Origin of the sequence: Sanguibacteroides justesenii, from assembly GCF_003204205.1 — a bacterium.
In the GTDB taxonomy this organism is placed as follows: domain Bacteria; phylum Bacteroidota; class Bacteroidia; order Bacteroidales; family Marinifilaceae; genus Gabonibacter; species Gabonibacter massiliensis.
This window is the reverse complement of sequence record NZ_QJPL01000009.1, coordinates 19,936-35,710: the sequence shown is the minus strand read 5'-3', so window position 1 is coordinate 35,710 and position 15,775 is coordinate 19,936. Positions and strand designations below refer to the sequence as shown.

General features: G+C 43.1%; 6 protein-coding genes. All 6 read left to right on the top strand.

Annotation, left to right across the window (positions count from 1 at the left end; genetic code table 11):
- Positions 1-109 precede the first annotated feature (109 nt).
- The 6 genes from DMB45_RS13005 to DMB45_RS12980 all read left to right on the top strand — a co-directional run bounded on the left by DMB45_RS13005 (position 110) and on the right by DMB45_RS12980 (position 15,620).
- A complete protein-coding gene (locus DMB45_RS13005; RefSeq protein ID WP_041504872.1) occupies positions 110-2,446 on the top strand; it encodes a S9 family peptidase in 2,337 nt (778 codons plus the stop codon).
- Positions 2,447-2,451: 5 nt separating this feature from the next.
- Positions 2,452-4,773, top strand: a complete 2,322-nt coding sequence (locus DMB45_RS13000; RefSeq protein ID WP_041504873.1) for a S9 family peptidase — start codon at positions 2,452-2,454, stop codon at positions 4,771-4,773.
- Positions 4,774-4,867: 94 nt separating this feature from the next.
- A complete protein-coding gene (locus DMB45_RS12995; RefSeq protein ID WP_041501937.1) occupies positions 4,868-7,192 on the top strand; it encodes a S9 family peptidase in 2,325 nt (774 codons plus the stop codon).
- Between the two features lie 282 nt (positions 7,193-7,474).
- Positions 7,475-10,105, top strand: coding sequence for a zinc-dependent metalloprotease (locus DMB45_RS12990; protein WP_052634292.1), 2,631 nt, complete (start codon positions 7,475-7,477; stop codon positions 10,103-10,105).
- A 74-nt stretch (positions 10,106-10,179) separates the two neighbouring features.
- Positions 10,180-12,807, top strand: coding sequence for a zinc-dependent metalloprotease (locus DMB45_RS12985; RefSeq protein ID WP_052649357.1), 2,628 nt, complete (start codon positions 10,180-10,182; stop codon positions 12,805-12,807).
- A gap of 92 nt (positions 12,808-12,899) precedes the next feature.
- A complete protein-coding gene (locus DMB45_RS12980; RefSeq protein WP_110688834.1) occupies positions 12,900-15,620 on the top strand; it encodes a S9 family peptidase in 2,721 nt (906 codons plus the stop codon).
- Positions 15,621-15,775 lie beyond the last annotated feature (155 nt).

Below are 15,775 nucleotides of genomic sequence, written 5' to 3'. Positions count from 1 at the left end.
CTGGATTTTAATAAATATGGAAGGGAGCTTAGGCTCCCTTCTATGTTCTAACGAAAGAGAGTGCGGATGTGAAGGATATAGATGGTAATTGTATGTAAATGATAATTGTATGAAAAAATGTTTGATTTTATTTCTGTTATTTTTTGTTTTTGAAAGTGGGAATGCCCAGCAGAAAGCGAATTATAAGTTAGCAGAAAAATTTACCCGGATGGGATTGAGCGGGGTCGTGTCGCAAAATAGTAAGCACGTGGTTCCCCGGTATATCCATAACGGAGAAAAATTTTGGTTTGAATTCAGAACGGACGAGGGGAAGAAATTTTATTTTGTAGATCCGGAAAAAGGAGAAAAGCGTCTGCTTTTCAATAATACGGATATCGCCCGGGGAGTGAGTAAGTACACCCGCAGGGCTTATGACGAGAAAAATTTAGTATTGTCGGATATCGATTTCTCCAAAGATTTGTCGAAAATGACCTTTTCCATGGATAACGGAGAATACGAATACAACATGAAAACGAAGGTTGTACGACAATTGCCTAAGCAGGAAAAGAAGGAGGAACCCGTGCGTTATACCTGGATGTCGCTGTCTCCGGATAGCAGTTATATTTTATACGCGAAAAATCACAACCTCTATGTCAGAGGAAATAAATATAAAGGTCGGGATACGACCGAAATACAGTTGACAACCGACGGGGAACAATATTTTTCCTATGCCCGGGATAACCAAAGTATGGACTCCACGGAGACGGAAATGGAGGGACGTTGGTTTAAGTTCGCCGATAAGGCTTACGTTTTACGCCGGGATCAACGGAAAGTGGAAGAGATGGCCGTGATCGACGTATTGGCTCAACCGAGACCTAAGGCAATAAGTTATAAATACGATATGGCCGGGGCAAAAGAGTTGTCCAAATGGGAATTGTCCGTTATCGATGTTGAGAAGCGCAAGGTGTTGAAAATCAATGCAGATAAATGGCAGGATCAGGATATGGAAGTGTTATACACGACCAAGAAGGGAGATAAAATTTTCTTTGAGCGTTACAAGAGGAAGCGGGATGAGGTGGAACTTTGTGTTGCCGATACCGAGACCGGAGAAGTGAAAGTATTGATCCACGAGGAGGACAGGCCCTATATCGATTACCATATGCGGAATATCGTGTTCCTGAATGAAGGAAAGGATATCCTTTACCGTTCGGAGCGAACCGGATGGGCCCATTACTATCATTACGACGGGGAAGGAAACCTGAAGAATACGATTACCTCAGGCGATTGGGTGGCCGGACAAATTGCGGCCATAGATACTGCCGGCCGGACCGTCTATCTATATGCGCACGGGTATGATAAAAAGATAAATCCTTACTATTACCAAGTAGTAAAAGCCCATATCGACAGGGAAGGGGTTTCTTTGTTATCTCCCGAAGACGGTCAGCATAAAGCTACTTTTTCTGAATCCAGAAAATATTTTGTAGATACCTATTCAAGGGTAGACCTGGAACCGAAGTTTGTTTTAAAAGACAATAAGGGACGAGTGATTATCCCGGAATTGGCAAAAGCCGATTTCAGAAGGGCTTACGAGATGGGGTGGAAGGCTCCGGAACGTTTCACCGTGAAAGCGGCAGACGGTTTGACGGATCTTCATGGAATCATGTGGAAGCCGGCCGATTTCGATCCGAACAAGAAATATCCGATCATCTCTTCCGTTTATCCGGGACCTTTCTTCGAATATGTCTCTACCGGATTCAGTTTGGACGACAGCTACAATATGAAGTTGGCGCAGCTCGGATTTATCGTGGTGTCTATGGGACATCGCGGAGGAAGCCCGATGCGGGGTAAGTTTTACCACCGTTACGGATACGGAAACTTAAGGGATTATCCTTTGGCCGACGATAAATATGCCATAGAACAGTTAGCCGATCGTTATCCTTTTATAGATATCACGAAAGTCGGTATATTCGGGCATTCCGGTGGCGGTTTCATGTCCACGGCAGCCATCTGTACCTATCCTGATTTTTACAAAGCAGCGGTTTCTTCTTCGGGAAATCACGATAATAATATCTATAATAACGGTTGGGTCGAGATTCATCACGGGGTGAGAGAGACGAAAGAGGTGATCAAGGACAGCATCAACGGAGACCGGGAAGTGTCGAAATTCAGCGTGAAAGTTGCTACGAATATGGAGCTTGCGAAAAATCTGAAGGGACATCTTTTGTTGGTCACGGGGGATATGGATAAAAACGTTAATCCGGCCCATACCTTGCGGATGGCTCATGCATTGATAGAAGCCGGGAAAAATTTCGATATGCTGGTATTGCCCGGAAAAGGCCACGGATACGGAAATGACGACTATTTCTTTGAACGGAAATTGTGGTATCACTTTGCCAAATATCTATTAGGCGATACGACGGCCGATCATTTTGGAACTATAGATCAATATAAAGAAACAGAAAATTGAAAGCGATGATAAAGAATATAGTGTTAGGGATGCTGTTATTGGCAGGTTTTAGTCTTTCTGCCCAACAGAAAGCGAATTATAAATTGGCCGATCGTTTTACCTTTAAAAATTTCCGGTATGCCGACCGGAACAGTTTATCTATTTACCCGGAATTTATCAACGACGGGGATTGTTTCTGGTTTTCTTTTACGACGGAAGAGGGTAAAAAGTATTATTACGTGAATCCTGCCAAACGGGAAAAAAGGTTGTTATTCGACACGGGAAAGTTATTGGGACAATTGAGTGAGGAGACCCGTAAGGCATACGATACAAAGGATTTTACTCTTCAGGGAGTCGAGTTTGATAAGAAAAGGTCCTCTTTCACCTTCGTTTTTGAGAAAAACAGGTATCGTTACGATATGAAAACGGGGCTCGTTGAAAAGGTGGATACCGTGATCAGCAAGGGATGGGGAGAATCTTGGAAAAAGTATTCTCCGGATAGTTCTTATATCCTTTATGCCAAAAATCATAATCTGTTCCTGATGGGGAATAAGGAGAAAGGAAAAGATACGACCGTTGTACAATTGACGACGGATGGGGAGAAATATTATACTTACGCGAAAGAGGAGGCGGATACGTTTCCGACGGCTCCTGTTGCCGTATGGTTGAAAGATTCGAAGAGAATCTTTGCCGTTCGCGAGGATATGAGAAATATGAAAGAGATGGGTATCGTGGATGTATTGGCAGAGCCTCGTCCCAAACTGAAAACCTATAAATACTCAATGCCGGGAGATCAGGAAGCCGGCCGTACGGAAATGGTGATTATCGATGTAGAGACGAAAGAGATCAAAAATATTGATATACAAAAATGGAACGGAGAATATTTTTCTGTTTTACATACTTCGAAAAACGGCGATAAAATCTTTTTCGAGCGTCGTCCCCGGACATTTGACGAACAGGAAGTTGGCGTTGTGGATACGAAAACGGGAGAGGTGAAAGTGTTGATTCATGAGGTCGATAAGCCTTTTATGGACTATAAGATGGCCAATATCATGTTTTTGAATGACGGGAAAGATATTATTTATCGTTCGGAGCGTACCGGTTGGGGACATTATTATCTTTATGACGGGGAGGGTAATTTTAAACATGCCATTACCTCGGGAGCTTGGGTGGCCGGTCCTGTGTCCGATATCGATACGGTGGGACGCACGCTCTATTTTTATGGTTTGGGGATAGATAAAAATATCGATCCTTATTACTATACCTTGTGTAAAGTGGATATCGACAAACCGGGAAGCGTGAAGCAACTGACTTTTGAAAATGCGACCCATATGGTTCATTTTCCTAAATCCTATAACTATTTTGTGGATATATACAACCGGGTAGATATGGTTCCCCGTATTGTACTCAAAAATAAGAAAGGTAAAGAGTTAATGGAGTTAGCCAGACCGGATATCCGGAGAGCGGTGGAGATGGGATGGAAAGCCCCCGAAAGATTTAAGGTAAAAGCCGCCGATGGCGTGACCGATTTGTACGGTGTAATGTGGAAACCTTTCGATTTTGATTCCACGAAACAGTATCCGATTATCTCTTCGGTTTATCCCGGACCGTTCTACGAGTATGTTCCGACCCAGTTCGCATTGCTGCATGACGATAATACCCGTTTGGCTCAACTCGGTTTTATCGTGATTGCCGTGGGGCATCGCGGGGGAACTCCTATGCGGGGTAAGTTCTATCATACTTATAGTCACGGTCGTTTACGGGATTATCCCTTAGCGGATGACAAATATGCCATCGAACAGTTGGCGGACCGTTATTCTTTCATCGACGGTACGAAGGTCGGTATATACGGCCATTCGGGAGGTGGTTTTATGTCCACGGCAGCTATTTGTACCTATCCTGATTTTTATAGTGCTGCCGTGTCTTCTGCCGGAAATCACGACAATAACATCTATAATTCCTGGTGGGGAGAGGTTCATCACGGGGTAAAAGAGGAGAAAAAAGTGATTAAAGACAGTATCAACGGCGATCGGACGGAGAGTACCTTTAAATTTAGTGTCCCCACGAATATGCAATTGGCCAAGAATTACAAAGGCGGTTTGTTGCTGATTCACGGTTGGGTGGACGATAATGTGCATCCGGCACATACCTTGCGGATGGCGGATGCCTTGATCCGTGCGAATAAAAACTTTGATATGATTATTTTACCTGCTGAAAATCATGGTTTTGGAGGCGCTGCCAATACCTTCTATGAGCGGAAAATGTGGTTTCACTTTGCCAAGCATCTGTTGGGTGACGAAACGGGTGATTTTTATTACGAGATAGAGCAGTACAAGGATCGAAACTAAAAGATTCGAAGAGGATGTAATTTAGAGATTCTGTGATTACTTCATTCGATCACAGAATCTTTTAATCGTTAAATCATAAATAATATTATATGTGATGCGGAGTATTTTAATATGTATTTTATTATCAGGGATCGTATTTTGCAGTACGGCGCAACAAAGGGCGAATTACGAGTTGGCGGAACGTTTCCGGTGTCTTACTCGGGTGCCTGTCGTGAAAAATTCGTTGGAGATACGTCCCCGTTATATCAATAATACCGACCGTTTCTGGTATGATTTCCGGACGGAAGAAGGGAATAGGTATTATTTGGTCGATCCGTCGAAAAAAAGTAAACGTTTGCTCTTTGACAATGCGGAGTTGTTGATGAAAATCAGTGAGATTACCCGTAAGGCTTATAGCGATAAAGAGTTGGATATAAATTTTGAATTTGCTCCCGACGGGAAGACCATTTATTTCAACTTTGACCGGAATAATTTTGCCTATAATACGGAAACCAAAGTGCTGAAAACGGAAGAGAAAACGAGAGGTTATTACTCTTCCTCTCCTTATTGGATGTACTATTGTGCGGATAGTTCCTACATGCTTTTTGCTAAAAGACATAATCTTTACGTGGTCGGGAATGCTGAAAAAGGAAAGGATACGACAGAGGTACAGCTGACAAAGGATGGAGAACGTTATTATACTTTTAACCGGGAGGACGAAGGAGAGATCGACGATCGTTTCGGTTGTTCCGCCAAATGGTTTAAGCAGGGGCATAAGTTTTATGCCATAAGGGAGGATTCCCGTTTAGTAAAGGAACTGTGGTTGGTCGATGCGTTAGCGGAACCGCGTCCGAAACTGAAAACTTACAAGGCTGAATTAGCTGGGGACGAACATGTGATCCAATATGAACTTCTGATCGGAGATGCAGATAAAGGGGAAGTAAAGAAAATAGATATAAGCCGGTGGAAAGATCAGTATATTGACGTGTTGTATACCAGTAATGATGGGAAAAGACTTTATTTCCAACGTTACAAGAGAACCTGGGATGAATGTGAAATCTGCTGTGTGGACACGGAAAGCGGAGAGGTGAAAGTTTTAATTCATGAGGTTGATAAGCCTTATTTGGATTACCAGATGAGAGGTATCTCTTTTCTGAATGACGGGAAGGAGATTTTATTCCGTTCGGAACGTACCGGATGGGGGCATTATTATTTATATGACGAAAACGGGAACCTGAAGAATCAGGTGACTTCCGGGGCCTGGGTCGCCGGACCGATTATGAAAATCGATACGGTAAAGAGACAAATCTATTTTATCGGTTTGGGTAAAGAGGCAAACGTGGATCCTTATTACTACGTGTTATACCGGGCCGATATAGATAAAACGAACGCGATAACCTTGCTGACTCCCGAGAACGCAACGCATGATATCAGTCTGTCTCCTTCATGCAACTATTTTACCGATAGTTATTCGAGGGTAGATATGGAGCCTGTAAATGTGGTTCGCGACCGGAAAGGGAGAGTTATTATGGAGTTGGAAAAACCGGATTTACGCCGTCTTTATGAATTGGGATGGAAAAAACCGGAACGCTTTAAAGTGAAAGCGGCTGACGGGGTTACCGATTTATACGGGACGATGTGGAAACCGGCCGATTTTGATTCGACCAAGTGTTACCCGATTATCTCTTCCGTGTACCCGGGACCTTTTTTCGAGTATGTCCAGACTCGTTTTACCTTAAATGATGATTTGAATACCCGTTTGGCACAAGTCGGTTTTATCGTAATCTCTGTCGGACATCGGGGGGGAACACCTATGCGGGGTAAATTTTATCATACCTACGGCTATGGTAATCAACGGGATTACCCTTTAGCAGATGATAAATACGTTATCGAACAGTTAGCAGACCGTCATGCATATATCAACGGGAAGAAAGTCGGAATATTCGGCCATTCCGGGGGCGGTTTTATGTCTACGGCGGCTTTATTGACTTATCCCGACTTTTACAGTGCGGCTGTATCTTCCGCGGGAAATCATGATAATAATATTTATAATAAGGGATTCGTGGAGATCCATTATGGCGTGAAGGAGAACAAGAAAATCGTTAAGGATAGCGTTAACGGAGACCGGGAGGAGATTACATTTACGACTAAAAGTAAGAGCAATGCGGAGTTGGCCAAAAATTACAAAGGGGGGTTGTTGATCGTTACCGGAGATATGGATAAGACGGTTCATCCGTCACATACGTTACGGGTCGTGGATGCTTTGATAAAGGCGGGGAAAAATTTCGATATGTTGGTATTACCGGGTAATACGCACGGTTTTAGCGGAGAAGCGGAAGATTTCTTCGAACGGAAATTGTGGTTTCATTTTGCAAAGCATCTTTTAGAAGATGATTCCGCTGATTACGAAGGCGATATCAATTATTTTATGAAGCGTTAATGTTTGTGGGGAGGGATATAGCTATGGGGTTAACCGGGAATAACACCCGGTTAACCGCTGTCCCGGAACTCCATTTTGTTATAAGTTTAACGGAACGGGGTACTTTTGTTAAACTTATGTTATATATGTTATATTGCAAGTTTGTCTAAATTAAATTTATTTCATTTGTATAATGAGTTGTGATGCCGGATGTGTATGTAGAAAAGGGGTCTAACAAGGGCATGCGGCATAACGGATCGAACAATTAATGTGTACTATATTTTAAACCAAAATTGATTTATTATGAGACTGAAAACTATCGTTTTTGTTGTTGTCGGTCTTTTCTTGTTGCAAAGCAGTGTGACTTTTGCAGGAGAAAGGAAAAAAAAGAAATCGAAGGAAGAGAAAGTTGAAGTAAAGAAAGAGTCTGCTTATGACAAATTATTTAAAGGTCAGAAGTGCGAGACTGTAAAGGGAATGATTACCATTCACAAAATGGACGGGAAAGTTTATTTTGAATTTCCATTGAATTTATTGAATAAGGATATGCTTTTGGGATCAACGATTACCCAGATTACCAATAACGGTTTTGGTAGTGTTGGTGAAAAACCGTATGATCCTTTGCACATCACCTTTGTGAAAAGAGATTCTTCCATGAATCTTTGTGCCGTTAACACCAATTATACGACCAAAGATGAAAACATTGGCAAGCGGATTGAGGAGAGTACGATTCCCGCCGTTATGCAGACCTTTAAGATTATGGCTTACAATGCGGACAGTACGGCTGTCGTATTCGATGTGACGGATTATTTCCTTTCCAACGAAGATAACATCGGACCGTTCTCACCGTATGCTCCTATTTTATATCGTCGTCGTTTGGAGAAAGAGTTTAAAAAACAGGATTCCCAGATTACCGGTATTAAAGCCTATGCTGATAATGTTAGCGTGGAGTCTTCATTGAGTTATGTTGTCAGCGTAAGCGATCAACGTTACTATTATATTTATAAGGCTCCTTTCAATGCGGTAATGACCCGGAGTATTATCTTGCTGCCGGAAGAGCCGATGCGTCCCCGTTACGCCGATCCTCGTATCGGAATCTTCGTGGGAGGTCGTTCTGAATTTACGAGTGACGGTTCCGGTATACAGCCTCGTTATTTTGCTAACCGTTGGAGATTGGAGCCTTCTGACGTGGAAGCGTATAAGAGGGGAGAGTTGGTAGAGCCGGTAAAACCGATCGTGTTCTACGTGGATAACACTTTCCCGGAAGCTTGGCGTAAATACATCAAAGAAGGTGTAGAGCAATGGCAGGCTGCTTTTGAAGCTATCGGCTTTAAAAATGCGATTATCGCTAAGGATTTTCCCACGGATGATCCTGAATTCGATCCGGATAATTTGAAATATTCTTGTGTGCGTTATTCTCCCTCCTGGACGGCTAACGCGATGGGACCCTCCTGGACGGACCCTCGTACCGGAGAGATTTTGAATGCTTCCGTATACCTGTATCATAACTTGATCGAGTTAGTACAGAACTGGCGTTTTATCCAAGGAGGACCTGCAGATCCTTCCGTTCGTAAAATGGTATTGGATGAAGAGACTCTGGGAGATTGCATCCATTATGTGGTAGCTCACGAGATCGGTCACTGTTTGTCATTGATGCATAACATGGGATCTTCTTCCGCTATTCCGGTAGACTCTTTGCGTTCTCCGTCGTTTACTCAAAAATACGGAACGACATACTCTATTATGGATTATGCCCGTAACAATTATGTAGCGCAACCGGGAGATGCCGAGCGGGGTGTGAAAATGACCCCTCCTGATTTGGGTGTTTACGATATGTATGCTATCCATTGGTTGTATACTCCGATATTCGAAGCTAAAACATCCGAAGAGGAGGTGCCTGTATTGGATAAATGGATTACGGAAAAATCCCATGACCCGATTTATCGTTACGGAAAACAACAGATCAATTACCGGATCGACCCGAGTGCTATGGAAGAAGATTTGGGTGACGATGCGATAAAGGCTGCTACTTACGGTGTGAAGAACTTGAAATATCTGATGAAAAACCTGAACAACTGGATCGGTGATGAAGATAAGGACTTCCGTTTCCGCGAGAATATTTATAATGAGGTGATTTATCAATATTTCCGCTATATCAATCATGTGATTTTCAATATAGGTGGTATCTATTTGAACGAGCGTTATGCACAGGATGCACGTCCGAGCTATAAATCCGTGGAGACGGAGAAACAAAAACGGGCAACTCAATTTATGTTGGCTCAATTGAAAGATCTCGCTTGGTTGAATGACCAGTCTTTATTGAAGAATTTCGAAATCCGCAGCAATATCATTTCCGATATGGAAGATGCTATTTGGGAAGGTTTGACCAAACGTTTCGGTGCCGTTGCCATGAGTGCGGACAAAGCGGAGAAGAATCCTTACACGCAAAAAGATTATATGAAAGATTTGATGGACTTTGTATGGGCTCCTACCAAGCAAGGTAAATCATTGAGTAATATCGAGAAAAAACTGCAATTGAATTTTGTTTCTTTCACTATCGGAAATACCGGAATGAATATGATGAGAGGCAATTCTTTGAGTTTCCATGCCGAAGACCTGATGATTCAGGTTCCCGAATGCATAAAAGAGAAGAGCCGTAAAATGTATGGTGAGGTGTCCGAGCATTGGATGGGTATGTTCACGAACAAGAAAGAGATAAGTCATGACCATGTACAATGCGGTGGTGTCGAAAAACAAGGATTTGGTTGGTATGTGAGTGTTACACCTCCCTATGAACCGTTGGAACACCTTTACTTCAACGCGTTGCAAAATACGTTGACTTTATTGAAGAGTAAAGCGAATACCGGAAATGCAGATACGCGTCAACATTACAAATTGTTGATCTACAAAATAGAACAAGCGCTAAAAAAATAATTTGCGATAGAAGATCCGGGGCGGTATGTCGCCGAAATTCCCGGGTCTGAAATCATGAATCTAAAGTTTGATATATGAAAAAAGGAATATATTTATTGTTTCTTTCGTTTTTCTTGTTCGGTATCTGTACTCAAGTAGATGCCAAGCGGAAAAAAGAGACAAGCAAGGAAACCAAAAAAGCGACCGAGACAGCTTATGATAAGTTGTTCAGGGGAAAGAAATATACTACGGCAGAGGGGCTGATGAAGATTCATAACATGCAGGGAAAGATTTGGGTCGAATTCCCGGTTGCCTTATTGGATCGGGATATGGCATTGACCTCCTCTATCAGAACGATTAGCGATAACGGAGAGGGTGTTGTCGGACAGTTTGCCGGCCGTCCAATGCATTTGCGTTTTACCCGTCAGGATTCGTTATTACAAGCTCGATTTCTTTTATTCAACATCCCTGTAAATACGGGAAAAGAGGTGAAAGCGAATCAAGCTTTGGTAGAATCCAATCTACCGGGTATTTTCAAATCTTTTAAAATTAAGGCTTACACTCCGGACAGTACGGCAATTGTTGTCGACATGACGGACTTGTTCCTGGAGCATTCCTATTATACCAATCCGTTTGCCGGCTATGCCGGAAACTCTTTTTTCGGTTTTGTGGCACGGACGCATAAATTCCAGGGTGACCGTTCTTCCGTCTCCGGTATTAAGGCTTATGACGATAATGTCGTGGTGATGTGTAATATGGGGTACGATGTGGATCATTTGGTATTCGGGGCTTTCTTAATGAAAAAGGATGTTCCGGTAAGCGTAAACGTGGATAAAATGTTATCTCTTTTGCCGGAAGAACCGATGCGTCCCCGTATGGCCGATTCCCGTATCGGAGTTGCTTACACGGGAAAAACCGATTATACCGGAGGAAGCGAAGGTTTCAAACCGATGTATTATACGAAACGCTGGAGAATAGAACCTTCCGACGAGATAAAATACCGGAACGGAGAGTTGGTTGAACCGAAAAAACCGATTGTATTTTATATCGATACGTTAATGCCTGCATTCTGGAAACCCTATATCAAGGCCGGTGTTGAAGAGTGGAATAAGGCTTTCGAGAAGATCGGATTTAAAAATGTATTGCGGGTAAAAGATTTTCCTGCTGATGATCCCACGTTTGATGCCAATAATATCAACTATAATACCATTCGTTACGCTCCCTTGTGGATGTATTTTATTCAAAACTCCATGTTTACGGATCCTCGTACGGGAGAAATTTTACAGGCATCCATGTATATTCACGATAATGTGGTTATCGGTTTGCATGAAGATCGTTTGATCACGACAATGGCTGCTGATCCTTCCGTTCGTACGTTCGATCCGACCCCGGAGTTGGATGGAGAGGCTCTTCGTTTGAAAGTGATGCAAATTGTTGGTAAATGTCTTGGTTTAACGGAAAATATGGGAGCTACGGCTGCCTATCCGACCGATTCTTTGCGTTCTGCTTCTTTCACCCAGAAGTACGGTCTGAGTCCTTCCATCATGGATTACTTCATGTTTAACTACGTGGCGCAACCGGAAGACGTGGAGAAGGGCGTTCGTTTAACGACTACCGGGATCGGGGCTTATGATTATTATGCCATTCAATGGTTGTATAAACCCATATATGAAGCTGCTACCCCGAAAGATGAAGAACCCGTGCTGGATCAGTGGATTCGTGAACACCAGGATGATCCGATGTATCGTTTCGGAATCAGACAAGCTTCTTACGCTTCTTATGATCCGACTTCGCTTTATGCCGATTTGGGGGATGATCCCGTGAAAGGATTGATTTATACCGTGAACAACCTGAAAACGTCTCTTCAAAATGTGTTTACCTGGTATGGGGGAGACAAGGACAGAAGTATGACGAAGAGGCGTTCCATGTATTCCGGATTGACTTCCGCATTCAGGACGAAACTGGATTATGTTTTTGCCTATATCGGCGGTATGTACTTGACGGATAAACGTGCGGGAGATACCAAGCCTTCCTATCAGCCGGTACCGAAGGCAAAACAAAAGGAGATTGTGAAGTATTTGGTCGATCTTTCCCGTGATCTCTCTTGGTTGGATAATGAGGCGGTTTTGAAGGAGTTTGAAATTGGAGATAGAATAGCGTCTAAAAACGAGGAAGAGATCATTTACGGATTGTTGGATCGGATCCGGTTTATCGCCCTTTCGGCGGAACGGGGAGGAGACTATACTCCGGAAGAGTATGTAAATGATATTTATAATATCATCTGGGCTCCGACGATGAAGAATCAGAAATTGACCAATAAGGATATGAAATTACAGAGTGCCTTTTTGATGGGAATCATTACGACTTCTACGGTTAATATGTCTCCGGCCGTATTCGATGTTCCGAGGGAAGCATTCCGTTTGGCCGATTTCGAGGATTTGAGTGTCCGGAGCATGTATCAGCATAATTTTGCTTTGCTTGAAAATGCCAAATTCCCGGTAGGGCCGATGAAAGAGGGTATGATGATTGCCGGAGAAAAAGAGGGATTCGGTATGGTGGATTATATCGAGGCAAAACCGTATTCTACCACTCATCTATTCTATAACATGCTTTTGAAAACAAAAGATATGCTGGCGCAGGCCGTGAACAGAAGTACAGGCGAGGCCAAATCTTATTATCAATTGTTATTGTTTAAGGTAGAGAAAGCTCTTGACCCGAAATAACTTTAATACAGTATAAGATTACGGGCTGGCGGGTATATTTTTCGTACTTGGTCAGCCTGTATTCGTTTAAAGGTAAATCTAAATTGTATATTATGTGTTTAAAACGAATTTTCGGCGTATTGATCCTGTTGCTTGTCGTATGGGAAGCCGGAGCCCAAAAGAGGCCTTTGGATTTGGAGTCTTATAAACTATGGCGACGGGTGGAAGCTCAAAAGATGTCCGAGGACGGTAAATGGGTTACTTACCGTTTTGCGTATATTGACGGCGAAGGACATGATAAGGATGAACCGGTAACCTATTTACGCCATGTGGCGACCGGTAAAGAGTATGAATTGCGGAATGTTAATTACGTGAATTTCTTTAACGGGGGTAAGGGGTTGAAATATACTGTGAATAAATCTCCGTTGGATACGGCCAATCTGACATCCGACTCTACGATATTACTCTCCTTAAAGGACATGAAAAAAACGTATTGGGATAGGGAATATGCGTGTAATGAATCGCCCCGTTCACCGCTTATTACGTATACTTATTCTATCGGAGAAGCTGACGGGAAACCTGTTAACAGATTGGTAGTATGGAATTTTGAGACAGGAGATTCCACGGTGCTCGACAGCATTGAATATCCCGTTTCTTATGACCAATACAAGACGATCGCTTACCTGAAGAATAACGGAACGCACAAGAGTCTTTACGTCGGACCGTTGAAAGGAAAGCATCGGTTGATATACGGGGACCCAAAGGCTCCGATAAAGAATTTCTCTTTGAAAATGGGAGGAAGAGAGGGTGTGTTTACGGTCGCTTCCGATACCTCCTATTTGAAAAATCCGGATCTACTGTATACGTTTTCTGTTGCCGATGGAAAATATAAATTGGTGATGGATTTGAAAGAGGTGGAATTACCGGGAGAATACAAGATCAGTCCCAGTACTTATACTGTTTTTAACCACGGTAAGTATATTTTAGTTGATGTAGAACCTAAGGTGAGAGAACCGCGTAAGCCTAAAGCAAAACCGGATACCAGTTTTGAATTGGAGTTGTGGAAATGGGACGATGAAGTTTCACAAAGCCGCCAAAGGCAGGGAGGGACCCGTCTCAGGAGGGAAATGCCGAAATATGTTTATCATGTGGAAGATAAAAAATGCATCGAGATCGCTCCGGCTGATATCGAACGGATCTCTGCTCCCACCTGTGAGAATTATGAATATGTTATCCTCGTGGATGAAGCTCCCTATCGTAGGTTCTCCGATTGGAAAGACGGAGTGAACGCCGATTTGTATTTGGTCAGCTTAGAAACGGGGGAGCGTAAACCGTTATTTAAGGATTTCGAAGGACGTCCTGTCTGGAGTCCGAACGGACGATATGCCTTGCTGTATCGCGGGGTGGAAAAAGTATGGTACAAGTTGGATGTACGGACGGGAGAGTTGAGCGACATCTCTTCGGCCATCGGTTATCCGGTATACGATGAAGACCATGATAAGCCGAAACCTGCGGATGCTTACGGTATAGCGGGATGGTCGGAAGACGGGAATACCGTTTATCTTTACGATCGTTATGATATCTGGACCATTGATCTGACGGGGAAAAATAAAACCGTTTCCTTAACACGAGAATACGGACGCAAGCATAATATTATTTTGCGCTGGTTGAAAGCGGATTACGACACCAAAACGTTGGACGCAAGCCAGAGTCTGTTATTGCGTACGGTGAAGGTAAGTAATTTGGATATGGGAATATATCGTTTCTCTCCTAACGGAAAATTTAAGAAATTGATCGAAGGACCTTTTTCCATTTATGTCAATCAATTTTCTACAGATGGAAAATCCTGTATCTTTACGCGACAGAGTTACACGGAATTCCGTGATTTATGGTGGAGTAAATCCGATTTTACACACCCGAAACGTTTGACTCATGCCAATCCGCAACAGGAAAACTATAAGTGGGGTTCCGTTCGGTTGGTGGAATGGACCAATTACGAAGGAAAACCTAACCGGGGTTTACTCTATTTGCCGGAGGGGTACGATTCGACCAAAATTTATCCTACCATCGTGAATTTTTACGAGACTCACACGGGAGATATTCACATGTACCATGTCCCCGCTTTAAGTAGTGCCATGATCAACACGGTGACCTATGTAAGCAATGGTTATGTCGTCTTTATGCCCGATGTCCATTTTACGGTCGGGGCTCCCGGGGAGAGCAGTTATAATGCGGTAGTCAGTGGAACCCAGATGTTGATAGACAAGGGGATCGCCGATAAAGACCGGATAGGTATACAGGGGCATAGTTGGTCCGGATATCAGGTAGCTTATCTGGTGACGCGTACGAATATGTTTAAATGCGCTAATCCCGGAGCTGCCGTGTCCAGCATGGTTTCGGCTTATACGGGTATTCGTTCCGGCAGCGGGATGCCTCGTATGTTTATGTACGAAGAGACTCAGAGTCGTATGGGTAAACCGTTGTGGGGAGAAGGAAATACGGAGATGTATATTAAAAACTCCCCGATCTTTTTTGCCGATAAGATTGAAACCCCCTTGTTGATTTTCCATTGCGATGCCGATGAAGCCGTGCCCTATTCGGAAGGATTAAACCTTTTCTTAGCCATGCGTCGTTTGCAGAAACCGGCCTGGTTATTGAATTACAAGGGAGATCGTCATTTTATCTATAATCATGCTGCAGAGGTGGATTGGACTATCCGTTTGCAACAGTTCTTCGATTATTATTTGAAGGATGCGCCTATGCCTCGTTGGATGGATGAAGGAATTGACGTTAACGAGAGGGGAATTGATCAGAAATACGATTACGTGAAGTAACGGAAAAATCGATTCTACTAACGGGAGGTTGAATTCAAAAGCTTAAAACTTTTGAATTCAACTTTTTTTGTCTGGTTTCGTATCGATAATATGATTCTTGCTGAAATGCTAAGGGCAGCCTCATTGCGAGGCTGCCCTTTGCGCTATGTTAGAGA

Excerpts from the sequence above, each read along its gene's own strand:
- DMB45_RS12990 (WP_052634292.1), top strand. The coding sequence starts at position 7,475 with ATGAGACTGAAAACTATCGTTTTTGTTGTTGTCGGTCTTTTCTTGTTG.
- DMB45_RS13005 (WP_041504872.1), top strand. The coding sequence starts at position 110 with ATGAAAAAATGTTTGATTTTATTTCTGTTATTTTTTGTTTTTGAAAGT.
- DMB45_RS12985 (WP_052649357.1), top strand. The coding sequence starts at position 10,180 with ATGAAAAAAGGAATATATTTATTGTTTCTTTCGTTTTTCTTGTTCGGT.
- DMB45_RS12980 (WP_110688834.1), top strand. The coding sequence starts at position 12,900 with ATGTGTTTAAAACGAATTTTCGGCGTATTGATCCTGTTGCTTGTCGTA.
- DMB45_RS13000 (WP_041504873.1), top strand. The coding sequence starts at position 2,452 with ATGATAAAGAATATAGTGTTAGGGATGCTGTTATTGGCAGGTTTTAGT.
- DMB45_RS12995 (WP_041501937.1), top strand. The coding sequence starts at position 4,868 with ATGCGGAGTATTTTAATATGTATTTTATTATCAGGGATCGTATTTTGC.